This is a genomic window from Actinoplanes sp. NPDC049802, assembly GCF_040656595.1.
GTDB lineage: Bacteria > Actinomycetota > Actinomycetes > Mycobacteriales > Micromonosporaceae > Actinoplanes.
In genome coordinates, this window is the sequence record NZ_JBFAMR010000099.1 from 1 (window position 1) to 23,027 (window position 23,027).

17 protein-coding genes and 2 pseudogenes are annotated in these 23,027 nt (G+C 72.6%); 13 read left to right on the plus strand and 6 right to left on the minus strand.

The features are described from left to right. Positions 1-529: 529 nt before the first annotated feature. The 3 genes from AB0I88_RS37190 to AB0I88_RS37200 all read right to left on the minus strand — a co-directional run bounded on the left by AB0I88_RS37190 (position 530) and on the right by AB0I88_RS37200 (position 2,378). Positions 530-1,378 (minus strand): hypothetical protein, encoded by an 849-nt coding sequence (locus tag AB0I88_RS37190; protein ID WP_361036094.1) that lies wholly within the window; start codon positions 1,376-1,378, stop codon positions 530-532. A 3-nt stretch (positions 1,379-1,381) separates the two neighbouring features. Beyond that, positions 1,382-1,900, minus strand: coding sequence for a SigE family RNA polymerase sigma factor (locus AB0I88_RS37195; protein ID WP_361036097.1), 519 nt, complete (start codon positions 1,898-1,900; stop codon positions 1,382-1,384). A 109-nt stretch (positions 1,901-2,009) separates the two neighbouring features. Beyond that, entirely contained in the window at positions 2,010-2,378 is a 369-nt protein-coding gene (locus tag AB0I88_RS37200) for a nucleoside triphosphate pyrophosphohydrolase family protein (RefSeq protein ID WP_361036100.1), read from the minus strand. A gap of 102 nt (positions 2,379-2,480) precedes the next feature. On the opposite strand from AB0I88_RS37200, the gene AB0I88_RS37205 reads away from it, so the two are divergent. The 3 genes from AB0I88_RS37205 to AB0I88_RS37215 are packed head-to-tail and all read left to right on the plus strand — an operon-like array spanning position 2,481 to position 4,098. Continuing rightward, on the plus strand, positions 2,481-2,792 hold the full coding sequence (locus AB0I88_RS37205) for a metalloregulator ArsR/SmtB family transcription factor (protein ID WP_361036103.1): 312 nt from the start codon (positions 2,481-2,483) through the stop codon (positions 2,790-2,792). Continuing rightward, positions 2,789-3,838 (plus strand): permease, encoded by a 1,050-nt coding sequence (locus tag AB0I88_RS37210; RefSeq protein ID WP_361036106.1) that lies wholly within the window; start codon positions 2,789-2,791, stop codon positions 3,836-3,838. The genes AB0I88_RS37205 and AB0I88_RS37210 overlap by 4 nt, the downstream gene beginning before the upstream one ends. Before the next feature lie 11 nt (positions 3,839-3,849). Further along, positions 3,850-4,098, plus strand: coding sequence for a thioredoxin family protein (locus AB0I88_RS37215; RefSeq protein ID WP_361036109.1), 249 nt, complete (start codon positions 3,850-3,852; stop codon positions 4,096-4,098). A 111-nt stretch (positions 4,099-4,209) separates the two neighbouring features. Here AB0I88_RS37215 and AB0I88_RS37220 read toward each other — a convergent pair whose 3' ends face one another. Next, positions 4,210-4,767 (minus strand): XRE family transcriptional regulator, encoded by a 558-nt coding sequence (locus tag AB0I88_RS37220; protein ID WP_361036112.1) that lies wholly within the window; start codon positions 4,765-4,767, stop codon positions 4,210-4,212. Between the two features lie 73 nt (positions 4,768-4,840). On the opposite strand from AB0I88_RS37220, the pseudogene AB0I88_RS37225 reads away from it, so the two are divergent. From AB0I88_RS37225 to AB0I88_RS37235, 3 genes and pseudogenes are all read left to right on the plus strand, one after another. Next, positions 4,841-6,048, plus strand: a pseudogene (locus tag AB0I88_RS37225) (benzoate/H(+) symporter BenE family transporter). 204 nt (positions 6,049-6,252) lie between these two features. Then, complete coding sequence (locus AB0I88_RS37230) at positions 6,253-7,716, plus strand: FAD-dependent monooxygenase (protein WP_361036115.1); 1,464 nt, start codon at positions 6,253-6,255, stop codon at positions 7,714-7,716. A gap of 90 nt (positions 7,717-7,806) precedes the next feature. Beyond that, complete coding sequence (locus tag AB0I88_RS37235) at positions 7,807-8,154, plus strand: hypothetical protein (protein ID WP_361036118.1); 348 nt, start codon at positions 7,807-7,809, stop codon at positions 8,152-8,154. A gap of 96 nt (positions 8,155-8,250) precedes the next feature. Here the strand turns inward: AB0I88_RS37235 and AB0I88_RS37240 are convergent, their stop codons facing one another. After that, positions 8,251-9,864, minus strand: coding sequence for a methyl-accepting chemotaxis protein (locus tag AB0I88_RS37240; protein ID WP_361036121.1), 1,614 nt, complete (start codon positions 9,862-9,864; stop codon positions 8,251-8,253). Between the two features lie 311 nt (positions 9,865-10,175). Here AB0I88_RS37240 and AB0I88_RS37245 point away from each other — a divergent pair, with 311 nt between their 5' ends. After that, positions 10,176-11,507, plus strand: coding sequence for a hypothetical protein (locus AB0I88_RS37245; RefSeq protein WP_361036124.1), 1,332 nt, complete (start codon positions 10,176-10,178; stop codon positions 11,505-11,507). Positions 11,508-11,543: 36 nt separating this feature from the next. On the opposite strand, the gene AB0I88_RS37250 is transcribed toward AB0I88_RS37245, so the two are convergent. Continuing rightward, the gene (locus AB0I88_RS37250) at positions 11,544-12,836 is read right to left on the minus strand and encodes a CHAT domain-containing protein (RefSeq protein WP_361036127.1); all 1,293 of its coding nucleotides are present in this window, start codon (positions 12,834-12,836) and stop codon (positions 11,544-11,546) included. A 124-nt stretch (positions 12,837-12,960) separates the two neighbouring features. Between AB0I88_RS37250 and AB0I88_RS37255 the strand changes: the two genes are divergently transcribed. The 6 genes and pseudogenes from AB0I88_RS37255 to AB0I88_RS37280 form a co-directional block, all read left to right on the plus strand. After that, a complete protein-coding gene (locus tag AB0I88_RS37255; protein ID WP_361036130.1) occupies positions 12,961-14,121 on the plus strand; it encodes a hypothetical protein in 1,161 nt (386 codons plus the stop codon). After that, positions 14,118-15,287, plus strand: a complete 1,170-nt coding sequence (locus tag AB0I88_RS37260; protein ID WP_361036133.1) for a caspase family protein — start codon at positions 14,118-14,120, stop codon at positions 15,285-15,287. Before AB0I88_RS37255 ends, AB0I88_RS37260 begins: the two co-directional genes overlap by 4 nt. Further along, the gene (locus tag AB0I88_RS37265; RefSeq protein WP_361036136.1) at positions 15,284-19,228 is read left to right on the plus strand and encodes a hypothetical protein; all 3,945 of its coding nucleotides are present in this window, start codon (positions 15,284-15,286) and stop codon (positions 19,226-19,228) included. The genes AB0I88_RS37260 and AB0I88_RS37265 overlap by 4 nt, the downstream gene beginning before the upstream one ends. Further along, the gene (locus AB0I88_RS37270; protein WP_361036139.1) at positions 19,225-21,699 is read left to right on the plus strand and encodes a hypothetical protein; all 2,475 of its coding nucleotides are present in this window, start codon (positions 19,225-19,227) and stop codon (positions 21,697-21,699) included. Before AB0I88_RS37265 ends, AB0I88_RS37270 begins: the two co-directional genes overlap by 4 nt. Before the next feature lie 183 nt (positions 21,700-21,882). Next, complete coding sequence (locus AB0I88_RS37275) at positions 21,883-22,431, plus strand: hypothetical protein (protein ID WP_361036142.1); 549 nt, start codon at positions 21,883-21,885, stop codon at positions 22,429-22,431. A gap of 297 nt (positions 22,432-22,728) precedes the next feature. Next, a pseudogene (locus AB0I88_RS37280) lies at positions 22,729-23,027 on the plus strand (hypothetical protein); the annotation flags it as partial.

Consider the following 23,027-nt stretch of genomic DNA (forward strand, 5'->3'; position numbering starts at 1 on the left):
TGTTCCGCAGACGTGACACCCGCAACGGGTGTCGTCACACCCACTACGGGTGTCACGTTCTCCGAGCACACATCGCCCTGCACACCGGCCCTCCGACCTCCGCCCACCGGACGCCAGGACGCCAGGACGCCAGGACGCCAGGACGCCAGGACGCCGGGGCGCCAGGACGTACCGTTGGTGTGCTGTGGGCGCCCGCCCGGCGGGCAGACGGGGCTGAGCGATTCGGCAGGCACGTGGGCCTGGCGTGGTCGCTCACGAGTGTCACAGCGGGGCTCGGCGGCACACCGTCGGTGCGCTGTGCGCCCCGCCCGCCGAGCGGGCGTGCAGGCGGGCGGGGCGGGCGATTTGGCCAGCAGGGTCAGGGCCGCCTTCCCAGCCCTGAAACGTCACTTGCGGCCAGCCGGACAAAGAAGACCACGGGCTCCGTCCGGGACATGGTCATACGGACGCTCTCGCCCGCGACGCGGGTGCCGCGTCGGCCCAGGGTTGACGTGTCGACAGACAGTCGCTCCCGGAGGGAACGGCACACTCAGGGGAACAGGAACAGCTCGGGGGAGAGGGCCAGCTGGACGGCCTGGTCCTCGGTGAGGACCGGCTCCGGGCGGGTCTTGCGCGGGGCGCCGCCGTCGACCGCCTGCTGATCGGTGCTGGAGACCTGGACGTAGATCTCGCTGTGTCCCCGGTAGACCCGCACGACGCAGGTGCGCGGCAGGTCGGCCGGGGTGCCGTCGGCCTCGGTGCCCACGGTCACGGTCACCCCGTCCGGGCCGTTGCGCACGGTGCACTCGCCCACCTGCGTGCGCCGGCACGCGTCCGCGGCCTCGGCGCCCGCCGACCGGTCCGCCACACCGACCATCACCGTCAGGTCGCCGGTGCCCGCGGCGTCGCGGATCAGGGCCAGCGCGTCCACCCGGTTGCCCCACGGGGGCTCACCGCCGTGACTGAACGCGATCAGCGCGCCGGCCGGCACGCCGGGCATCGGGGCGAACCGCGCGGACGGCAGCAGGCGCGGCAGTTCCTCGTTGAGATAGCAGGTGACCTTGGTGGCGGCCCAGTCGGCCAGCTCCGGTGACAGCGGTTCGTCGGCCGCGATCGTCCCGGGGGGACGGGCGCCCGGCGGAAAGGGGCAGGGTCCGGCCGCGCCGAACTCCGGGCCGGCCACCGGCGTCCGCCGGCCCGGAGTGGCGTTGTCGTGGACCACGAAACCGGCCAGCCCGGCGAGCACGATGGCGAGCCCGGCGCCCGCGACACCGGCCAGCCGCCGGTTGCGGCGCGAACGGCGGCCCGCGGTCAGGACACCGGCGGCGGTCAGGGCCAACGGCGGTTCGCCGTCGGTGGCGTACGTCTTGAGCGCTTGATGCATGTCAGCCTCGTGCATGGGCTACTCCCTGGTGAGCGCGGCGCCGTGCAACGCCGTACGCATGGATTGAATGGCTCGTGCGGTCTGGCTCTTGACCGTCCCCTCGGTGATGCCGAGCAGGACGGCGACCTCGGCGACCGGCAGATCCTCCAGATAGCGCAGCACCACCGCGGCCCGCTGCCGGGGCGCCAGGCCGGCCAGCGCCTGATGGACCGCCAGCCTCTCGGCCGGGTCGGCGCCGCCGGCCACCCGCTCGGGTGGCGCGGCCATCAGCGCCTCGCGACGCCGGTCACGCCGGTGGGTCAGGAACGCGTTGACCACCACCTTGCGGGCGTAGGCGTCCACCGACTCGTCGCGCAGCCGCGGCCAGCGCCGGTAGAGCCGGACGAAGGTCAGCTGCACGAGGTCCTCGGCGGTGTGCCAGTCCCCGCACAGCGCATAGGCGAGCCGGCGCAGCGGTTGCGCCCGTACCCGGAAATATTCGACGAACTGGTCTTCCCAGTCGGAACGGACCACCACGCCTCCCGTCTCATTGATCACCCCTTCTACTCGCCAGCGGCGCGAAAGGTTGCACCGCGAGCGGGAACGGGCGGACGGGTCTGCGGATCACCGGCGCGGGCGGCCGGCCACCGCGCCGCCGGCCTGCCGGTCAGCGGTCGTCGCCGCTGCCGCCCAGCACGCCCCGGGTCTGGCGGCTCGCGAGCTTGGCCAGGTTGGCGGCCCCGATGTCGTCCAGCGACAGGTCCAGGTAGTCGGCGAGCACCGCGACGTACCAGAGCAAGTCACCGAGTTCCTTGGCGATGTCGGCGCGGTCGATGCGCGTCTCGTCACTGTCGAGATCGCGTACCCATTTCTTGAACTTCTCCGCCACCTCGCCGGACTCACCGACCAGGCCGAGCACCAGATGCAACAGCTCGTTCTTCTTGTCCCGCGAAGCGGCGGTACGCAGGGCGCCACGCTGATACTCGTCCAGGTCCACGGCGAAACAGTAGGTGCCCGCGGCGGAAGGCGACGGCACGGGTTCGACGCGAACCGTTCTCGGGCGGTACGGGACGGTGGTCCGGCGGGTGGGGCCGTTGGGCTCTGACCGTCGCCGGGCCGGCGGCGTGAGGCTGGCGACATGGACAGTTCAATCAGGCTTGAAGCAAGCGGGGTTGAAGCGTCGCAGTTGCTCGCGGTGGTCGCGGACCCGGTGCGGTGGCGACTGCTGGCGGCGCTGGCCGACGGCGGCACCCGGTGTGTGTGCGATCTGCAGCCGATCGCCGCGGTGCCGGGCAATCTGCTGTCCTACCACTTGAAGGTGCTGCGCGAGGCGGGCCTGGTCCGGTCCAGCCGGCGCGGCCGCTGGATCGACTACACCCTGACCGAGGACGCCGGCGCCCGGTTGCGTGCGGCGCTGCCCGTCGCCGGACGGCCGGTGGGTACGCGATGAGCGCGCTGGAAGCATCCCCGGGCCGGCGCGGGTCGCGCCGGGTGACGGTGGTCGCCGCCGTGGCCGGCGCCTGGCTGCTGGCGTACCTCGGCAACACGCCGTTGTGGGATCTGCTGGTGTACCGGGTCGCCGGCCTGGACGCGGACTCGCGCCTGGGCAGCGGAGTGCACTTCTTCCTGGCCGACACGGTGAAGATCGTGCTGCTGCTGGCCGGGATCATCTTCGTGGTCACGGTCGCGCGCTCGTTCCTGAGTCTGGAACGGACCCGGGCCCTGCTGGGCGGCCGCCGTGAGGGGGTGGCCAACGTGGCGGCGGCCGGGCTGGGGATCGCGACGCCGTTCTGCTCGTGTTCGGCGGTGCCGGCGTTCATCGGGTTCGTCGCCGCCGGGGTGCCGCTGGGGGTGACGCTGTCGTTCCTGATCGCCAGCCCGCTGATCAACGAGGTGGCGGTGGTGCTGCTCTACGGCATGTTCGGCTTCAAGATCGCCGCCCTGTACGTCGGGTCCGGGCTGGTGATCGCCACGGTCGCCGGATACGTGCTGGGCCGGATCTGCCCGCCACACTGGGTGGAGCCGTTCGTGTACGCCACCACCCTGCGCGGCGTGCCGGTGGCACCGGGGCAGCGGCTGTCGTGGGACGACCGGATCGCGCTGGGCCGCGAGGAGGTCGGCAAGATCCTGCGCAAGACCTGGCCGTACCTGCTCGCCGGGATCGGGCTCGGCGCCGTGATCCACGGCTGGGTGCCGGCGGACTTCTTCGCCCGCTGGGCCGGCGCCGGCAACCCCTTCGCCCCGCTGGTCGCGGTGCTGCTCGGAGTGCCGCTGTACTCCAACGCCGCCGGGGTGCTGCCGCTGGTCGAGGCGCTGCACGCCAAGGGCGTCGCGATGGGCACCGTCCTGGCGTTCATGATGAGCGTCGTCGCGCTGAGCCTGCCCGAGCTGATCCTGCTGCGCCGCGTCCTGAAACCCCAGCTGCTCGCCACGTTCACCGGTGTCGTGGCCACCGCGATCCTGATCACCGGCTATCTGTTCAACGCAATTCTGTAGGAGCGACCGTCATGGACATCAAGATTCTCGGTTCCGGCTGCGCGAACTGCCACACGCTGGAGGCCCGCACCCGCGAAGCGCTGACCGAACTCGGTCTGGACGCGCGGATCAGCGCCGTCACCGACTACCCCGGCATTCTGGGCTACGGGGTGATGAACACGCCGGGCCTGGTCGTCGACGAGCAGGTGGTGCTCTCCGGGCGGGTGCCCAGCACGGCGCAGCTCGTACAGGTGCTCAGCGCGGCGGCCGCATCGCGCTGAGCACGCCGCGGCCGGCGGGGTCGCCGGCGTACCGGCGAACGAGGCCCCGTCCGGCGACGTGACGCCGCTCAGGAGCGGCAGGTGTCCGGGTTCGGTGGTGGCGCCGGCCCGTCAGGGGGCGCCCGGCGAGCGGATCAGCAGCACGGCGGTGGCCTGCTCGTCACCCAGCGCCTCGTAGATGTGGGCGGCGTCGGCACGCCAGGAGTGGTGTTCGCCGGGGCGTACGATCACGGGCTCCTCGGCGCGGCCGACACGCAGGACACCGGTGACGGCGGTGAGGTGCTCGGTGACGCCGGGCGCGTGTGCCGGCGACCGTTGCGACACGCCCGGGCGTACCCGAAGGTGGAGAAGTTCGAAGGTGACGCCCGGCTCGCGGAACACCTCGATCAGCGTCGGCGTGACCGCCGACCCCTGCACCTCGGCCATCTGCTCGGGCGGGGCGCCCGGCTCCAGCAGCAGGGTGGTGACCGGTACGCCGAGCACCCCCGCCACCGCGTGCAGCGTCTCCAGGGTGGCGTTGCGGGTGCCGTGCTCCAGGCCGGACAGGGTGGCCTTTCCGATGCCGGCGGCCCGGGCCAGCGCCGACAGCGACGTGCCCCGCTCCAGCCGCAGCCGGCGGACACGCTGCCCGACCGCCCGGCCGGCTTCGCTTGTCCGCTCCCCGTCCATGCGGCTAGTTTGGCACTCGACAACTCGTTCCGTTTACGGAACGCGCCGGTGGCCGGGGGAGGCGATGGTGGGGATGCCGCGGTGGGACACCGCCCAGCCGGTGCTGGCCGGCCTGGTCAGCGCCGTCGTCGGCTACGCCAGCTCGTTCGCCGTCGTGCTCGCCGGGCTGCAGGCCGTCGGGGCCGGCCCCCGGCAGGCCGCGTCCGGGCTGCTCGTGCTCTGCACCGGCATCGCCGTGCTGGCCATCGGGCTGAGCGTGCGCCACCGGATGCCGATCAGCATCGCCTGGTCCACGCCCGGCGCCGCCCTGCTGGTGGCCACCGGCACGGTCCCGGGCGGATTCCCGGCCGCCGTCGGCGCCTTCGCCGTCTGCGGCGTGCTGATCGTGCTGGCCGGGCTGGTGCCGTGGCTGGCGCGGGCGATCGACGCGATCCCGCGCCCGATCGCCGCGGCCATGCTCGCCGGCGTCATCCTCAACCTGTGCACGGCGCCGGTGCGGGCCGTCATCGACGTGCCCGCCCTGGCGATCCCGGTCGTGCTCACGTGGCTGCTGCTGATGCGGTTCGCGCGGCAGTGGGCGGTGCCCGGCGCGCTGGCCGCCGCCATCGCCGCGATCGCCGTCCACGGCGTCGACGGCGACCTGTCGAGCGCGCCGCTGCGCCCGGCGCTGGTGTTCACCGTGCCCGAGCTGAACCCGACCGCCCTGGTCAGCCTGGCGGTGCCGCTGTTCCTGGTCACGATGGCGGCACAGAACGTTCCCGGAATGGCCGTCATGGCCACCTACGGCTACCCGGTGCCGCTGCGCCGCGTGCTCGTGGCCAGCGGCGCGGCGACCGCGGTGGCCGCCCCGTTCGGCGGGCACGCGCTGAACCTGGCCGCGATCACCGCCGCGCTGACCGCCGGCCCGACACCCACCCCGACCCGGGCCGCCGGTGGACCGCCACCGTCGCCCTCGGCTGCGGGCAACTCGCCCTGGGGCTCGGCGCCGGGCTCGCCACCGCGCTGGTCCTGCTGTCACCGCCGGTGCTGGTCATCGCCGTCGCCGGCCTCGCCCTGATCCCGGCGCTCGGGTCGTCGCTGGCCGGCGCCGTCACCGAGCCGCACGGACGCGAAGCCGCCGTGGTGACGTTCGTGGTCACCGCCTCCGGCATGACGATCGCCGGCATCGGCGCCGCCTTCTGGGGGCTGGTCGCCGGTGTGGTCACCGCCGTCCTGCTGCACCGGCGCCGGCCCGCCCCGGCGCCGGCCGAGAAGGCCGGTGTGCCGGCCACCCGCCCATGACCGCGGGCAACCGGCCCGGCCGCGCCGTGGCGCCGACACGGGCCGGCGCCACGGTGGTAACTTGCACGTGTCCGTGACACAGGCAGAGGAGGTGAGACCCATGAACGCTGCAACGCCGTGGGTGCTCCCCATCCCGTCACGGCCGGGCGACTGACGCAGCCGTCGCCGGGAGCGCCCGTCGAGGCACTCCCGAAAGGCACTGCCATGCGATTCTCCCCGACCACCACCGACGTGATCATCGCCGGTGGCGGGCCCACCGGCGCCATGCTCGCCGCCGAACTGCGCCTGCACGGCGTACCGGTCATGGTCCTGGAAAAGGAAACCGAACCCGCATCGTCGGCGCGCATCGTCGGCCTGCACATCCGCAGCCTCGAACTGATGGCCATGCGCGGCCTGCTCGACCGGCTCCTGCCGCACGGACGACGGCGCCCCGCCGCCGGCTTCTTCGCCGCCATCGACAAACCCGCGCCCACCGGCCTCGGCTCCGCGTACGCCTACCTGCTCGGCATCCCTCAGCCGGTCGTCGTCGACCAGCTCCAGCAGCACGCGACCGCCCTCGGCGCACGGATCCGGCGCGGCTGCGCGGTCACCGGCCTGCGCCAGGACGACGACGGCGTGACCGTCGAACTCGGCACCGGCGAACGGCTGCGCTGCCGCTATCTCGCCGGCTGCGACGGCGGGCGCAGCACGATCCGCGGGCTGCTCGGCGTCGGCTTCCCCGGCGTACCCTCGCAGAACGAGACGCTCATGGCCGAAGTGCGGGCCGGCGTGCCCGCGCACGAGATCGCCGCCACGGTCGCCGGCCTCCGCGAAACCGAGCGGCGGTTCACCCTCACCCCCGTCGGTCCCGAGTTCTACCGGCTCATCCTGCCCGTCGCCGGGGTCAGCGACCGCACCCAGCCACCCACTCTCGACGATCTCCGACACCATTTGCGTACGATCGCCGGCACCGACTTCGGCATCCATTCGCCGCGCTGGCTGTCCCGTTTCGGCGACGCCACCCGGCAGGCCGAGCGCTACCGGACCGGACGGGTCCTGCTCGCCGGCGACGCCGCACACATCCACCCACCCATCGGCGGGCAAGGCCTCAACCTGGGCCTCCAGGACGCCGTCAACCTCGGCTGGAAACTGGCCGCCCAGATCCGCGGCTGGGCCCCCGGCACCCTGCTGGACACGTACCACACCGAACGCCACCCGGTCGGCGCGGACGTCCTGGACAACACCCGTGCCCAGATGGAACTGCTGTCCGACACGCCGGGCGCGCGGGCCGTCCGCCGGCTGCTCACCGAACTGATGGACATCGACCAGGTGAACCGCCACCTGATGGAGAAGATCACCGCCATCGGCATCCGCTACGACTTCGGCCCCGGCCCCGATCTGCTCGGCCGCCGCCAACCCGACATCGCCGTCAAAGACGGCCGCCTCTACGACCTGCTGCACCACGGCCGCGGACTGCTGCTGGACCGCACCGAACGACTGAGCACCGCCGGCTGGTACGACCGGGTCGACCACCTCGCCGACCCCACCGCGGACCTGGACGCCCCGGCCGTCCTGCTGCGCCCGGACGGCCACATCGCCTGGCTCGGCGACGACCAGCAGGACCTGAACCACCACCTCGCCCGCTGGTTCGGCGCCCCGCACCGCACCGTCGCATCCGATCGGCGCTGAAACAGGCGACAGAGACGCGGCGAGGACACACCGCCGGCACCGCCCTCGCCGGCCCGAGGATCATGGCGTCGAGGTGGCACCATGATCGCCATGAGAATCGCTCGCTGGCTTGTCGGGACCTGGGTCTCGCGGATCTACCTGGCGCTGGTCGCTGTGGTCACGACCTACATCGCGGTGTCCGAGGTGATCGAGCAGGCGCAGTCGGCAGGCCCCACCTACAGCATGCCGGAGATCATTCTGCTCCCGCTGACCATGCCGGGGGTGCTCCTGACGATCCCGGTGCTCAACATCGTGCAGGGTTTCTGGTGGCTCGTCCTGTGCGTCGTGGTGGGGGCACTGATCAACGCCGCGGCCATCAACGGTGTGGCCGCGGCGGTGCGGCGCTCCCGCGCACGCCGGGCCGCCGACCGGGCTTCGGCCGCCGGGCCGAGGGGCTGACCCGGTCCTGCCTCCGCGGCGGCCCCGGGTGCGGGTACGCATCAAGATCCGGACGAGCATGGTCTTTCCGGTGCCGGTGCCGGTGCCCAGCAGGTTTCAGTGGCGGAAGCTGCCGACGAGCGCACTCAGCTCCCCGGACAACCGGGTCAGGTCCACGGCGGCCTGCTGGGTGGACCGTGCACCGTCCGCGGTCGAGTTGGTGCCTTGCGCGACGTCGGAGACCGTGACGGCGACCTCACCGCTGTTGCCGGCGGTCCGGGCCACCGAGCGGCTCATCTCCTGGGTGGTGGCGGTCTGCTCCTCGACAGCCGAGGCGATCGTGGTGGTGAAGTCCCCGATCTGCTGGATCACCTCGGTGATCTCGCCGATCGCTTCGGCCGCGGAGTGGCTCGACGTCTGAATCGCGTTGATCCGCGCGGTGATCTCCTCGGTGGCCCGGGCCGTCTGCTGGGACAGCTCCTTGACCTCCCCGGCGACCACCGCGAAGCCCTTCCCCAGCTCGCCGGCACGCGCGGCCTCGATGGTGGCGTTGAGCGCCAGCAGGTTCGTCTGCTCGGCGATACTGGTGATCAGCTTGACCACCTCACCGATCTCCACACTGGCAGCACCCAGATCAGCGACCTGCGCGGTGGTGCGCTGCGCCACGGACATCCCCCGATGCGCCACCTCCGCCGCCTGCCCCGCGCTGGAAGCGATCTCCGCGATGGACGCGGACATCTGTTCAGCGCCCGCGGCGATCGTCTGCACGCCGCTGTTGACCTCCTCCGAGGCGCGCGACGCCGACACCGCCCGCGTGGCGGTGTCCGCCGCCGCGGTCTGCAACCGCGCACTCACCGTCGACAGCTCTCCGGACGCGCCCGCCAGGGTGAGCGCGGAACCGCCGATCGTGGTGATCGTCTGGCGCAGCCGCTGCACCGCGGTGTCCAGGGCGCGGCTCATCTGCCCGATCTCGTCCCGGCTCGCGATCGCCGTGCTGCGGGTCAGATCACCGTCGGCCAGGCCCGACAACACGCCGCTGACCTGCCGCAGCGGCCGTACGATGCGTCCCACCGTGTAGGCGGCGGCAAGCCCGCCGACCAGCACCCCCGCCACCAGCACGACGATCAGCAGGGTACGGGCGCTGCGATATCGACCACCGGCATCGGCTATCCGCTGGTCGGCCTCCGCCTGCTCGGCGTCGGACGACTTCTGCAGATCAGCCAGCGCCGCCGTCACCAGCGGCGTCAACGTGCTGCCGGCGAGTGCCTGGAACGCCTCGTAGTCGTTGGCCCGGGCCGCCGGAACCTGCCGTTCGTCACGGAGGGCGGTGTACTCCTGCCACCGGGTGCTGAACGAGTCGATCGCCGCCGGGTCGGCGGCCACCGGACGGTACGCGGCCAGCGCCTCGGCCAGCGCCTCGTCGGCGGCCTTCAGCTTGGCCACCGCCTGGTCCTTGTCCGACAGCAGAGCAACATCCCGGATCGCCACCCGTACGCCCAGCGCCGAGGCACGAACCTTGGCGAGCTTCACGACCGGGACCAGGTTGTCCTCGACGATCGCCTCACTACCGCGAAAGACGGCCGCCAGGCTGCTGATCGCCAGCACCCCGGCGACAGCCGCCGCGACCGCGACCACACCGACAGCCGTGAAGATCTTCACGGCGACCGGCAGATCGGCGAACCACCGGGCGATCGGACTACTGCCACGCTGTGGCAGCCGGGCCTCGGCCATCGACAGGGTCCTCCAGGTCAGGGGCCGCGGCTGCCCCCGCCACCCACACATCACTCTCATCGGCCGCCCACCACGACATGCTTAGCGAGAAGATCACAACGGCGCGGGGCGCCGCCGACGAGACGAAAACCGGCCGATGTCGCCGTGCCCGTGGGGCACGTGCGACCCGATACCGGCCCCGGCCGCGAGCCGGCGGCGGTGACGATGGGCATCTTGACATCGCAGGCACCCTGGTAGGCGGAGAACGGTTTCATCCTGGAAGCAGGGCCGGAAACAGCGTCGGTCCCGGAAACCGGAAGGCGGAGGTGACGATGGCCGTTGCGCCCGCCGCCGCGCTGCAGCTGCGTTACCTCGAAACCGGCGACCTCACCCATCTCGACGCGGCGATCGCGCGCAGTCGAGCCGACCTGGCGGCCTGCGAGACCGGTAGTGCGCCGGCGGCGGTGCACCTGTCCCGGTTGTGCAACGCGCTGCGGATGTCCTTCGAGCACCTCGGCCGCGAGCGGGACTTGGACGAGGCCATCGAGGCCGGCCGCGGGTCCGTGGAGGCGACACCGGCCGGGCATCGCCGGCAAGCTCAGCGGCTGTCGAATCTCGGCTACGCCCTGCGCCTGCGCTACGAACGCCTGGGCCGGCCCGCCGACATCGAACAGGCCGTCGACCTCGGTGAGCAGGCGGTTGCCGTAGCCGCCGACGACGACCCCGACCTCGCCCGGATGGTGTCGAACCTGGCGGTGGCCCTGCGGGTCGGGTACGAGGTCAGCGCCGACCCGGCCGACCTGGCCCGGGCCGTCGAGGCAGGCACCCACTGCCTGCGCGACACCGCCCCGGACGCGTACGAACGCCGGGGCATGCTCAACAACCTCGGGCTGGCCCACTTCGAGACGTTCGAGGTGACGCGCGACCGGGCCGACCTGGCCCGGGGCGGCGCGCTGCTGGACGAGGCGCTCACGGCCACCCCGGACGACGATCCGGACTGGCCGATGTACGCGCTCAACCTGTCCGTCCTGATGAGAACGGTGGCCACCGAGCTGGGCTCGCCCACCGCCGCGGACCGGGCGATCCAACTGGCCGAGCAGGCCCGGCAGCGTCTGCCGTCCGAGCACCGGGAGCGTGCCGGCCCGCTGACGGAGCTGGGCCGAGCCCACTGGGTCCGGGCCGCGTACCGCGACGATCCCGCTGAGCGCCGTCTCGCCGTCTCCTACCGGCGGGCGGCGGCGCGTGACCCGGTCGCCTCCTCCACCAGCCGCGCGCTCGCCGCCACCGCGTGGGGCGACTGGTCCCGTACGGCCAGTGATCTTCCGGAGGCGGTCGCCGGCATGTCCGCCGCGATCGAGTTGCTCACCCTGGTCGCCTGGCACGGTCTGGACGCCACCGCCCAGCACCGGCACTTGCGCCGGTGGCAGGGACTGGCCGCGAGCGCCGCGGCCACCGGCCTTCAGGCCGACGAGCCGGAACGGGCTGTCGCCCTGCTGGAGCAGGGCCGCACCGTGCTCTGGAATCAGATGCTGGACCGGCGCGCCGACGTCGACGCGCTGCGCACCGCGCGACCCGGGTGGGCCGCACGTCTCGCCGAGATCCGGGATGCTCTCGACGCCGACCGCCGGCGCGAGGCCCGCGCCCGGCGCCCGTCCGAGCGGTGAGTCACGTGCCGGCCGGCGTCGGTGGCACCGCGCGTGTCAGGGGCCGGTGTGGGCGAACGGGGTCCACAGGCTGGGCCGGTCCCGGTTGTCGCGCCGCAGGTTCTGCACCGCCTCGTGCAGGGCGCGGGCGGCGGGATCCGCGTCGAACTCCCCGTCGCGGATCAGGCCCCGGTACACGTCGGCGGTCACCTGCGCCGCGTGCCGGTCGGCGACCGACCACAGGGTCGCGATGACGTGCCGGTAACCGGTGTAGTGAAGCGCGGCGGCCAGGGTGATCGCCTCGTCCGTCAACTCGGAGCCGCCGACCGCGGTCTTGCACCCGGACAGGAACGCCAGCTCACCGTGGAAGCGGCGGGTGGAGATGTCGGCGACGGTCAGCATCCCGTCGTAGAGGGCCAGGCCGCCGTGCGACGGGTCGGCCAGGTTCTGGTCGCCGTGGCAGCTGAAGTGCGCCCACGGGTGCCCGTCCAGCATGTCCAGCACCCGGTCGCGGGTGGCGCCCTGCTCGAGCAGCATCGCGCGGCGGCCGGTGGGCACGAGGTCACGGATCAGGTCGGCCTCGGCGGCGACGTTCGGCAGGCGCCGCCGGCCCGGGGTCTCGGTCAGACCGACGAACAGCATCCGGCCGGGCGCGGCGCGGGGTGCGCGGCGGGCCGCGACCAGAGCGCGCAGTGTCGGGGTGTACGAGGACACCGCCAGATCCAGCACGGATTTCCCGTCCTGGTCGTGCCGGCCGGCCGCGTGGATCGGCAGCAGGGTCAGCGCGCCCGTCGGGCACCACCAGATCCGCGGCAACGAGCCGGGCTCCGGGACCGGCGTCAGCGCCAACTCGGTCATGATCCGCTCGGCGAAGGTGTCCCACATCCACCGCAGGCAGTCGCGCAGCGCCGTCTCCAGCCGCTCGCCGGCCTGGCCCCATCGAGCGGTGGCCTCGCCCAGCGCGACCATCGCCAGCGGGCCTCGGTCACCGACCGCGAACTCGTGATCGGCCTGCTGGTAGATCTGCGTCTCGGTCTCGTAGGTCTGCACCGCGCCCAGATAGCCGTTCACCTGGTCGGTGACGCCCTGGTGGGTCAGGTCCGGCAGCGCGACGGCGCGCACGCCGGACGGCTCGACGATGAGGGCGTCACAGCGCCAGCGGCTGACGTTGAGGATCACCACGGGGCCGCCCTCGGCCGCCGGCAGCAGACTCTCCAGCCGTGGCGGGCGGAGAAAGTCCTCGAAACCTTCGAGACCGCGCACCTGCTCGACCAGCTCGTCCCACTCGCGGGCCAGCGCCATCCGGCGGTCGATGTCCGGGCCGAGCGGGCCGGCGAGCTCAGAGGTCATGCATCCATCCAACCTGTGGTTCGGCTTTGGCGCGAGGGCTCGTTCGACACTACGTTCGGGGGAGGACCATCCGGTTTCGACGTCAGATAATGATGCATCTGTCGTGGGCCTCTGGGGAGGGTGCATGGGTCTGGTCTTCGTGCACGGCATCGGCAACCGGACGGGGAAGGGGGCTTACACGGAGACCGTCGCACTGCGCGACGCGTTGTTCGAGCGGTTCCTGATCGCCCGGGCCCTGCCGGCCCTCGCCGGGACCGAGATCCGCAATCCGATGTGGGGCGACATCGGCGCTCACCTGCGGTGGAAGCACGCCTCGCTGCCGCGTGGCAGGCGCGAGAAGCTCGGCGCGGACGTGGGCGAGCTGGCCGACCTCTACAGCGCCGTCGGCGGTGTCCCGGGCCGGTCACTGGCCGGGCTGGCCCCGGCCGACGCCGTCGACTTCCTGTTCACCGTCGCCGATCTGCGGGGCCGCTCCGCCGCCGAGATCGAGGATCTGGCCGACTACGCGGTGGCGCTGGCCGACGGGTGCGGCGACGGCACCGCCCCGGCGGCCGGCGACGAGGCCGCCCAGCGCGACGACGCCCAGGTGCTGGACGACCTCGACCGGCTGGCCGGCCACGCCGATCGCGGCGGCGGCGACCGTGAGCGGCTGGGCCGCCAGGGACGGTTCAGAGGGCTCGGCCGCCGGGTGCTGGCCGCCGGTCTGCGCCGGTTCCGGCAGCAGGAGCTCGGACTGCCGGCCAAGCTCGCCGCGTCCGCGCTGCGCCGACTGGGCAGCGAGAACGTGTCGCTGCTGATCGGCGACGTCTTCGAGTACCTGACGACGCGTGGCACCCGCGAGCAGCCCGGCGAGATCGTCGAGCTGGTCTGCGCCGACCTGGACCGGGCAAGTCAGGACGGGCCGCTGGTCATCGTCGCGCACAGCATGGGCGGCAACATCGTCTACGACATCCTCAGCCATTTCCGGCCCGACCTGGAGGTGGACGTGTTCGTCACGGTCGGTTCGCAGGTCGGGCTCTTCGAGGAGCTGTCGTTGTTCCGGGCCAGCGACCGGACGCCGCCGGCCGACCAGGTGCCGCCACGGGTGACCGCCCCGGAGAAGGTACGGCACTGGATCAACGTGGTCGACCCGGCGGACGTTCTCGCGTACCGGGCTGATCCGGTCTTCGCCGGACCGGTGGAGTACGACTACCCGTCCGAGGAGCCCTGGGCGCACACCGCGTACTTCCGGCAGCCGATGTTCCACAAGCGGCTGGCGGCCCGCGTCGGGGAGGCGCTGGCTTGACCGAGATCGAGGTGGACACGGGCGACGGCCCGAGAGTGCACGCCTTCGTGGTCGGGGTGGCCCATTACCCGTACGTCGGAAAGGGCCGCGGCATCGGTCCGGCGCGCCGGCTTCTCGACGATCTCGGCCAGGTGACCGTCCCGGAGCCGTCGGCGCGGGAGATCGCGGAGTGGTTGCTCACCGTGCCGCGCCAGCCGGGCGATCCGCCGATCGGCACGGTCGAGGTGCTGATCTCGGCGCCGCATCCGGTGAAGGTGCGCGCGCCGGGTGGTGCTGCGGTCGAGGTGGAGAACGCGGTCCACGACAACTTCAGCGCCGCCTTCCGCCGCTGGCTGAGCCGGTGCGAAACCGACCGCGACAACGTGGCGATCTTCTACTTCTGCGGGCACGGCTGGCGGCACGGCGATCAGCTTCTGCTGCTGGAGGACCTGGGCGAGGACCCGGAGCTGGTGCTGGCCAACAGCGTGGACCTCGGCGTGATCCGGGCCAGGATGCACCTGACCGGTCCGCGACTGCAGGCGTACTTCGTCGACGCCTGCCGCGAGGTGCCACCGGACCTGGCGCTGAGCGGCTCCCGGCCGAAACCGCTGGTGGACGTCCCGGAACCGGACGGGCCGCTCGATGTGATCGATGCCCCGGTCTTCTTCTCCACCGCGATGGGCCACCCGGCTTTCGGCGACGACGGTGCGGTCACCCCGTACACCGAAGGGTTGATCGCGGCCCTGAAAGGGCTCGGCGCCCGCCGTAGGGGTGGCCAGTGGGTGGTCACCGCCAGCAGCCTCGCGATGTGCCTGCCGGACATCCTGGACTGGGAGCGGGTCGGCGAGGCGACCCAGGCGGTTCGCATCGAGGGCCAGTGGGCGGGCCAGGGCGTGCTGCACTCGCTGGCAGGGGCGCCGCTGGTGCCGTTCCGGATCGGGTGCGAGCCGCCCGGGGCACCCCTGCCCGAGCGGGTCACCGCCCGGGCGATGATCGCCCCGGGCGTGGTCTCCGCGGTGCGGGTCTTCGAGGCCGGCGGTGGGCACCTTCCCGCGGGCCTCTACGAGATCGACGCCGGATACCCGCCGGACAGCCGGTTCACCGGGGACGCGATCTACCGCCAGATCGACACACCGAACGCGATCCTGCCGTTCACGATCCGCCCCCGATTCCCGGACCGATCATGATTGCGTTGGTGATGGGGCCGGAGTCGGAAGCCGACGGCTCGGTCGTGGGCGTCTTCGACGTGTCCGACGCGAATCTCGACGTCGTCGCGACCGGCGTCCTGCGAGCCGCCGACTTGACCGCGGTGGACCTCCCCGGCCCGGGTGTCTACCTGGTGCGCGGGTTCGTGCCGCGGGAAAAGCCGCTCAGTGCGGTCCTGCAGGTCGACGGCACACCCGGTGAGACAAGCATCGCGCACCTGGTACGCGGTCCCGCCGAGGTCACGGCGCCGCAGCAGACGGGCAGCGGCTGGATCGCGGTGTGGCGGCCGGACCCCTCCTTCGAGCCGGTCGACGGTGATGTTCTGCGGGCGTCGGGCACCGACCTGAAGGTCGAGTACACCGCGGCCGCCGGCGAGAACGTGATCCTGCAGTGGGCGACCGGCGATGACCTCCCACAGTGTGCGGCCGCGCCAGCGGGCACCGCGATGCGGTTCGTCGACGGCCGCCGGCTGGAGCCGGCCTCCCGCGAAGCCCACGTATTGCTGGGTTTCCTCGACGAGGGCGATCCGGTCCACGCCGCCGTCCTGGCCGAACAGGCGCTGACATCCTTGCCGGACGACGCCGCCCTCGCCGCCGCGGCCGGATATCACCTGCTCAGCGTCGGCGACCCACGCCTGGAAGACTGGTCACGGCGGATGATCGAGCGATGGCCGCGCCTGTTCGACGCCCACCTGCTGCACGCCTGGGCATGCCTTTACAGCGCCGGCTCCTGGCAGCAGGCCGGGACGGCGCTGCGGACCGCGACGCGGTGCGGGCTCCCGCTGGCGGCCCGGGGACTGCGGCTGCTCGACGATGCGCTGCGCCGGGTGGCCACGGTGAGGGGTCAAGATCCGGAGCAGGTGCGGCAACAGTTCCTGCCGTACCTGCGCGCGGTCGACGATCCCGGCCTGACGAGCTTCACCGGCAGCCCCGCCGCCCCCGGCACGGCCGTCGCCGTCGAGGCGCCGCCGCACGCCCGCACCTGGCGTCTGTCCGGCGGCCGCCTCCACCTCGCCGGGCCGGGCCGGCCGGACGTCCGCCGGCGGACCGCTGCCCCGGATCCCGGCCCGCGGCGCTTCGCCGCCCCGCTGGTGCTGGCCGGCGCCCGTGGGGCCGGCGGCCCGTCAGCCGCTGACATGATCGTTCTCGACCTGCCGGCCGAGGCGCGTCAGATGCTCGGCTCCGCTGTCACGGCGCGAGTGCTGCCCGAGCAAGACAGCCTGGGGATCCTGTTCGCGCCGGTGCCGGACGTGCCGATCATGGTCGCGATCGACGAGTTCGGCCATGAGTGGCACACCGCCCAGCGTCCCGGCGACGCGATGGCGTTCGTCCGTGTCCCGTGGACCGGACCCGGCACGCCACGGACCGTCCACATCACCGTGGGCGACACCGCGCCGCCCGGAGCCGGGAGCCCACTCGACGCCCTCCGCAGCCGGCTGCACGCGTTCAGCGAGAGTTCCGACTTCGCGCTGGTGCTCGATCCCGCCGCGGTCCGGGAGGCCGACGCCTCGCTGGCGGCCGCACGGGGGCCGTCGGCTGCCCCCGGCGCCGATCTGTCCGCCCACCATGCCGCCGCCTGGCTGCACTGGTACCGCTTCCTGGCCTCGAACAACACGGACATGGCCGCGCTCTACCTCGCGGTCGAACTGTTCGCGATCGTGGCACGGGAACAACCCGGCGCCGTCCCCGACGAACTGCGGGACACCCTGGCCACCGACGGCCCACCGGCGTCGGCGAGCCCCGCCGACCGCGCCGCGTGGCAACTACGGATGGCGTTGGGCACCAGCGACGCCCGAGCGCTCGACGAGGCCATCGAGGTGCTGCGGGAGACGGCCGGCGACCGGCCGGAGCACCTGGCCAACCTGGCCGCCGGGCTCGGGATGCGCTTCGAGCGCCACGGTGACCGGGAAGACCTCGACGAGGCCATCAGCCTGATGCGCGACGTGGCGCGCCGCACCCCCGAAGACGACCCGCGCCGGGCCGGAACCCTGTCGAATCTCGGTGCCGCGCTGCGCACCCTCGCCGATCTGACAGGTGACGCCGGTGTGCTCGACGAGGCGGTCGAGATCGCGCTGGAGGCCGTCGACGCCACTCCGGCCGGCGATCCGTACCTCGCCGGTCACCTCAGCAACCTGGCCGCGGTCCTGCAGCAACGGCACTCCCGCCGAGGCGACCTCGCCGACGCCGACGCCGCGATCCAGGCCGGACGGCGCGCACTGGCCCACGCCGCGGCCGGCGACCCCGGCCGGCCGTTGATGTGGAACAACCTCGCTCTGGCGTTGCGCGGCCGGTTCGAGCAGACCGGCGACCTCACCGCACTGGACCGAGCCGTCGAAGCGTCCCGCAACGCCGTCGACGCGACCGAGCCCGGACACCCCAACCGGGCCGCGGCGCTGTCGAATCTGGCGGTGGCGGCCCGGCTGCGTTTCGAGCATCGCGGCGCGGTCGCCGACGCCGACGCGGCGATCGGCGCGGCCCGCGAGGCAGCGGATCTTCTCGACGAGACGAGTCCCGCACGCGTGGCGGTGCTGACCAACCTCAGCACCGCGCTGCGGGCCCGGCACCGGCACGACCCCGATACCACCCGGTTCGACGAGGCGGTCAGCGTGGCGACGGCGGCCGTCGAGATCACGACTCGGACCGATGGCCCGGCGCAGGAGGCGGGTCCGGCCCTGACCGCCTTGCTCAGCGCGCTCGTCGCCCGGTACGAGGTCACCGGTGACCTCGCCGATCTCGACAACGCCGTGGCCGCGGCCCGCACCGCTGCCGGCGCGCCGAGCCGTACCTCCGGTGACCATGCGGCCCGGCTGGGGAACCTCAGCGACGTGCTGCGGCTGCGTTACAGCCGGCGCGGCGCTCCGGCCGATCTCGACGAGGCCATCGAGCACGCGGAAACGGCCGTGTCGCGCACCTCCGGGCGGGATCCGATGCTCGGGGCACGGCTCACCGCCCTGAGCAACGCACTGGCGATGCGGGCCGCCCGTACCCTCGCGATCTCCGATCTCGATCGCGCGGTGACGATCGCCCGCGCCGCCGCGCAGGCCTTGCCGGACGACCACCCCGACCAGGTGACGGCGCAGAGCAATCTGGGAGTCGCCCTGCGCATGAGGTACGCCAGGAGCCACGATCCGGCCGATCTGGACCAGGCGATCACCGCGGGCCGCAAGGCCGCTGCGGCACCCGAGCCGCAGCGTGCCGTCCCGTCGCAGGCGAACCTCGCCACGGCGCTCCGACTGCGTTCCGCGGCGACCGGCGACGACGCCGACCTGGCGGAAGCCGTCGACCTGTGCCGAGCGATCCTCGACCGGCTTCCCGCCGACCATCCGTCCCGCGCACCGATCCTCGCCAGCCTGGGCAACTGCTTGATGCTGCGATTCGAGCGGTTCGGCGCCGCGTCCGACCTCGCCGACGCCGTCAACGCCTGGTGGGACGCGGGGCAGGTGCCGACCGCACCGGCGGCCACCCGGTTCGAGGCGCTGCGGGCACTGGCGACGAGCGCTGCCAGCCGAGACGACTGGGGCTGGGCGGCCAGGGCGTACACCGAGGCCGCCGACCTGATCTCGGTGCTGGCCTGGCACGGCGTCGACCGGGCCGGCCGTGAGGATCTGCTGACCGCCACCGTCGACATCGCCGCCGACGCGGCCGCCGCCCATCTCGCCGCGTCCGGCACGCCGGGAAACACGGTGGTGCTGCTGGAGAACAGCCGCGCGGTGATCTGGGGACAGGTGCTTGACGTCCGGGCCGACCTCAACCATCTGCGCGCCGCGCATCCCGACCTCGTCCACCGCCTGGAAGCGACCCGGTCCCGGCTGGAGCGGCCGGCCGGCGTGACCGACTCCATCAGCCTGCGTATCGATCACCCATATCTCGCCGACAGCCGGAGGAGGACGCGAGCCGAGCTGGACAGCCCCGCCGACGTATGACCGATCCCGATCAGTGGCCGGAAGACCTGGACGAGCGGAACAGACCCTCCGCAGTCGGCATGGTCAGCGCCGACCGTGGCAACCGTGCCGCGGAACCGGCGGATCCGGCCCCGGCGATCGGCCGCTACCAGCGCGCCCGCGAGCACTTCGAGGCGACCGGCGACGCGGACTCGCTGGCCGAGGGCGTGGAGGAAGCCCTGCGGTTGTCCGGAACCGCCGAGGGCGCCCCGGCGGTGCAGTGGGCCGCCCGCAGACTGCTGGAAAGCGAGCGCCGGGGCGCGGCGCTGCGCGCCGCGACGGCCCTGACCCAGACAGTGGAGACGGTGACCGGACCGGATCGGGTCGCCCTGCGAATCGACCTGGTCACGGCGCTGCGGCACCACGCCAAGGAGACCGGTGACGCCCCGGACATCCAAGCCGCCCTCATCGCCGCACACGACACCGTCGAGCTCGCCACCGATACCGACCGGACCATCGCACTGGGCTCGCTGGGCAGCACACAGCTCGTCTGGTACGGCCGGACCGGCGTGCTGGCCCACCTCGACGAGGCCATCCGCACCCTGCGCCGCGCCGACGCCGCCGCCGAGGGCCGCAACGAGAACGCGCTGGCGAACCTGTCCATCGCCCTGCTGAGCCGCTACCGCCATGTCCACGACCTGGCCGACCTCGCCGAAGCCATCGACGTGAGCCGTCGTGCCGCAGCGATCGCCGCGGACGATCACGGCCAGCGCCCCGCGTTCGAGATGAACGTCGCCCAGGCACTGTGGCTGCGATACGAGCGCACCGGACAGATGTCCGATCTCGAGGAGGCGATCCGCCTGCAGCGGGCGGCGGTCGCCGCGGCCCGCCCCGGCAGCGAGCTCGCCGCGAGCGCCGAGGCCAACCTCGGCATCCTGCACCGGGCCCGCTTCCGGCGGCGGCGCCATCCGACTGACCTGCAAGAATCGGTCAGCCGCGCCCGTACCGCACTCGCCATGTTCCAGGCGCGGCCGGGCGGCAGCGTGCGCGCCGGCGTGGAGATGATCGATCTCGCGGTGGCTCTCGCCGATCGCTATAGCTACCTCGGCGACGACGACAGCCTCGACGAGGCCATCGATCTGGCCGTACGCGCGGTGCCGCTGCTCGATGGCGCTGAGCACGGCCGGCGCTGGACCACCGGCACGATGCTCGCCGACCGCTACCGGCGGGACAAGCGGCCGGACGACGCCCGCGCCGCGATCGGTCATCTCAGCGACGCCGCGCACAGCACCACGGCGTCAGCCGGTCTCCGGCTGGAAGCCGCCAAGCTGTGGTGCGAACTGGCCCGGGAAACCGATGACCAGGCCGAGGCGGCACGGGCCTTCACCGTCGCCGTCGATCTGCACACCAGCATGCCCTACCTGGGAACGAGCCGGCCCACCCGGGAACGCGCTCTGACCGCCGCCCGCGGGCTGGCCTCGGACGCGGTCGCCGCCGCCCTGGACGTCGGCGATCCTGACACCGCCGTGCATCACCTCGAACGGGCGCGCAGCGTGCTCTGGATCCAGAGGCTCGACCTGCGCTCGGATCTCACCGCTGTCGCCGCCGTCGATCCGGTCCTCGCGGGACGCATCGAGGCCCTCGGCCGCAGCCTCGCCGGCGAGTTGCCGCCGCCGACGCCGCCACCCACCACGAACACCCTCGACCGGCTCGACGCGGTGCACCGGCAACCCGATGTCGACGAGGCGATCGAACTGGCCAGGACCACGGTCGCGGAGGCCCCGCCCGGCTGGCTGTCGTTGGCCTCCGGCGTACTGCGCAGCCGACTGACCGAACGGTTCCACGATCGACGGCAGCGCCGTGACATCGACGAGGCGGTCGCTGCCGGGGCGAACGCTGTGCTGGCCGCGCCGGCCGGCGACACGGTCATCCACTGGCGGGGGTACGCCGACGCGTTGATCGATCGGTTCGACGCGTACGAGGAGGCCGCAGACCTGAACCTGGCGCTGCGGGCGCTCCGGCACGCCGCGGTCGCCGAACACAATCCACGGGCCCGTGCGGACATCCTTGCCGACCTGGCCGACGCCTGCGAACGTCAAGCCTTTGCGGGCGACGACCCGGCGGCTCTGTCAGAGGCGGTCAGGATATGGCGTGAGGCGGTGAGCTTGGGCTCCGCCGACGGCGACGAGCAGTGGGACTGGGAGACGTCGCTGGCGGTGGCGCTGGCCCGCCGCTTCCCGATCAGTGACGACCCTACCGACCTGGACGAGGCCATCGACCGGCTGACGGCCGTCAACCGCCATTTCCGGGACGAGGACACCGGCGTACGCAACACCGTGCTCGCCGGCCTGCTGCACACGCGCTGGGAGATCCGCGGGCATCCCAGCGATCTCGGCGCGGCGCAGGCCGCGGCACGGGCGGGCGTCGCCGGCTCCGGCCACCTCAACGAGCAGATGCGACAGGCAGCCGCCGACATGCTGACATTGGTGACACGCGGCACGGCCGACCGGTAGAACCTGCAGCGGCCACCGGTGCCCGCCGGTGAGCTGGACGGACGCGCAGATATGACCGCTCGCCGCGCGCGGCACCTCGACGGCCGGCCGCATCCCGAGTGGACTCCCAGGTTCGGCCGGCGGAGCCAGTCCGTCTTGTGACCCTGCGCCGGGACGCGGTGCGATTCTCGCTAGAGTACGGCGATGCGGCGGGTCCTCTTGGCGGCGCTCGGCGGCACCGTGGTCGCGGCGGCGGTTGTCGGGTCGCTTCTCGCCGGGGTCGGCACGTGGCAGGACGACGCCGGCACAGCCGACTGTCCGGAGCAAATCGCCGCCAGCCAGGCAACGGTTCACACCGACCGGCGCTGGACCGAGGCGGACATCCCCGGAATCGGCAACTACTCCGAGATCCACTGGCAGCTCCGCGCCGCCGGCAATCCCTGCTCTCGGGTACCGGGGCCGACGGATTGGCGCTATCAGGGTGTCATCCGGCTACGTCCGGAGGATGCGACAGCGCTGGCCACCCGGTACGACTGGCGCCCGGTGCCGGCGGTCATCCCCTCGGGCTCCGAAAAGTACGAGTACGAAACACCGAACCAGATGTGGCCCGCCCTGGTCCCGTTCGTCCCGGACGGCACCCGCTGGCTGCACAGCGAAGCTTGGGCTGAGACGTACTCGCAGGGCGCGCAGTGGACCGCACTCTACTTGGCGCCGGACCACGCGCTCGCCTTCGTAGTGCTCTACGACCACTGACGATTCCCCCAGTACGTTCCTCCGGCGAATCGCTCCAGGTCGACACCGCCCTCACAACCCTGACCACCGCAGACGTCACCTCGGACCTCTCGTCCGGAAAGTGCGGATCTTGCCGACCGGGACACCTTCGAGCGCGGCTCAGCTGATGTTTGCGGGCCAGCGCCCGCACGGACAAGCCGGCGCGGGAGTCCCGTCGGATCGCCGCGAACAGGTCAACCTTCGACATCGACGGCATCGGCGTGCTCCCGCCGGCAAGGCAGCCGAGCCTTCGTCGTCTGGTCCACCAAGAACGGCACCATGCCCCGCCACCTGCACCTGCCCTACCACCAGAGCGCAGCCCACGAGACGATCACCCAGACGCACCGTCTCCAACTGCTGCGCGACCTGGTCGACCCCGCCAAATCCTTCTTCCAGCGGGACCGTGCGGTCGCGCTGCTGCTCGCCCTGTTCGCTCAACCGCTGACCCGCATCGCCGCCCTCACCATGAACGACGCCGACCTTAGCTTGCCGTTTAACCTGCCGGGGTTCGTCGATGTGACCCAGGTCGATCACGAGGGCAGCCCTTGCGTGATCATGGTTCTTGCGAAGGACCCATG

What these genes read in the sequence shown, in the direction of transcription:
- AB0I88_RS37210 (WP_361036106.1), top strand. Translation starts at nt 2,789, where the DNA reads ATGAGCGCGCTGGAAGCATCCCCGGGCCGGCGCGGGTCGCGCCGGGTG.
- AB0I88_RS37270 (WP_361036139.1), top strand. Translation starts at nt 19,225, where the DNA reads ATGACCGATCCCGATCAGTGGCCGGAAGACCTGGACGAGCGGAACAGA.
- AB0I88_RS37220 (WP_361036112.1), bottom strand. Translation starts at nt 4,767, where the DNA reads ATGGACGGGGAGCGGACAAGCGAAGCCGGCCGGGCGGTCGGGCAGCGT.
- AB0I88_RS37190 (WP_361036094.1), bottom strand. Translation starts at nt 1,378, where the DNA reads ATGCACGAGGCTGACATGCATCAAGCGCTCAAGACGTACGCCACCGAC.
- AB0I88_RS37245 (WP_361036124.1), top strand. Translation starts at nt 10,176, where the DNA reads ATGGCCGTTGCGCCCGCCGCCGCGCTGCAGCTGCGTTACCTCGAAACC.
- AB0I88_RS37255 (WP_361036130.1), top strand. Translation starts at nt 12,961, where the DNA reads ATGGGTCTGGTCTTCGTGCACGGCATCGGCAACCGGACGGGGAAGGGG.
- AB0I88_RS37230 (WP_361036115.1), top strand. Translation starts at nt 6,253, where the DNA reads ATGCGATTCTCCCCGACCACCACCGACGTGATCATCGCCGGTGGCGGG.
- AB0I88_RS37250 (WP_361036127.1), bottom strand. Translation starts at nt 12,836, where the DNA reads ATGACCTCTGAGCTCGCCGGCCCGCTCGGCCCGGACATCGACCGCCGG.
- AB0I88_RS37265 (WP_361036136.1), top strand. Translation starts at nt 15,284, where the DNA reads ATGATTGCGTTGGTGATGGGGCCGGAGTCGGAAGCCGACGGCTCGGTC.
- AB0I88_RS37205 (WP_361036103.1), top strand. Translation starts at nt 2,481, where the DNA reads ATGGACAGTTCAATCAGGCTTGAAGCAAGCGGGGTTGAAGCGTCGCAG.
- AB0I88_RS37275 (WP_361036142.1), top strand. Translation starts at nt 21,883, where the DNA reads ATGCGGCGGGTCCTCTTGGCGGCGCTCGGCGGCACCGTGGTCGCGGCG.
- AB0I88_RS37240 (WP_361036121.1), bottom strand. Translation starts at nt 9,864, where the DNA reads ATGGCCGAGGCCCGGCTGCCACAGCGTGGCAGTAGTCCGATCGCCCGG.
- AB0I88_RS37215 (WP_361036109.1), top strand. Translation starts at nt 3,850, where the DNA reads ATGGACATCAAGATTCTCGGTTCCGGCTGCGCGAACTGCCACACGCTG.
- AB0I88_RS37235 (WP_361036118.1), top strand. Translation starts at nt 7,807, where the DNA reads ATGAGAATCGCTCGCTGGCTTGTCGGGACCTGGGTCTCGCGGATCTAC.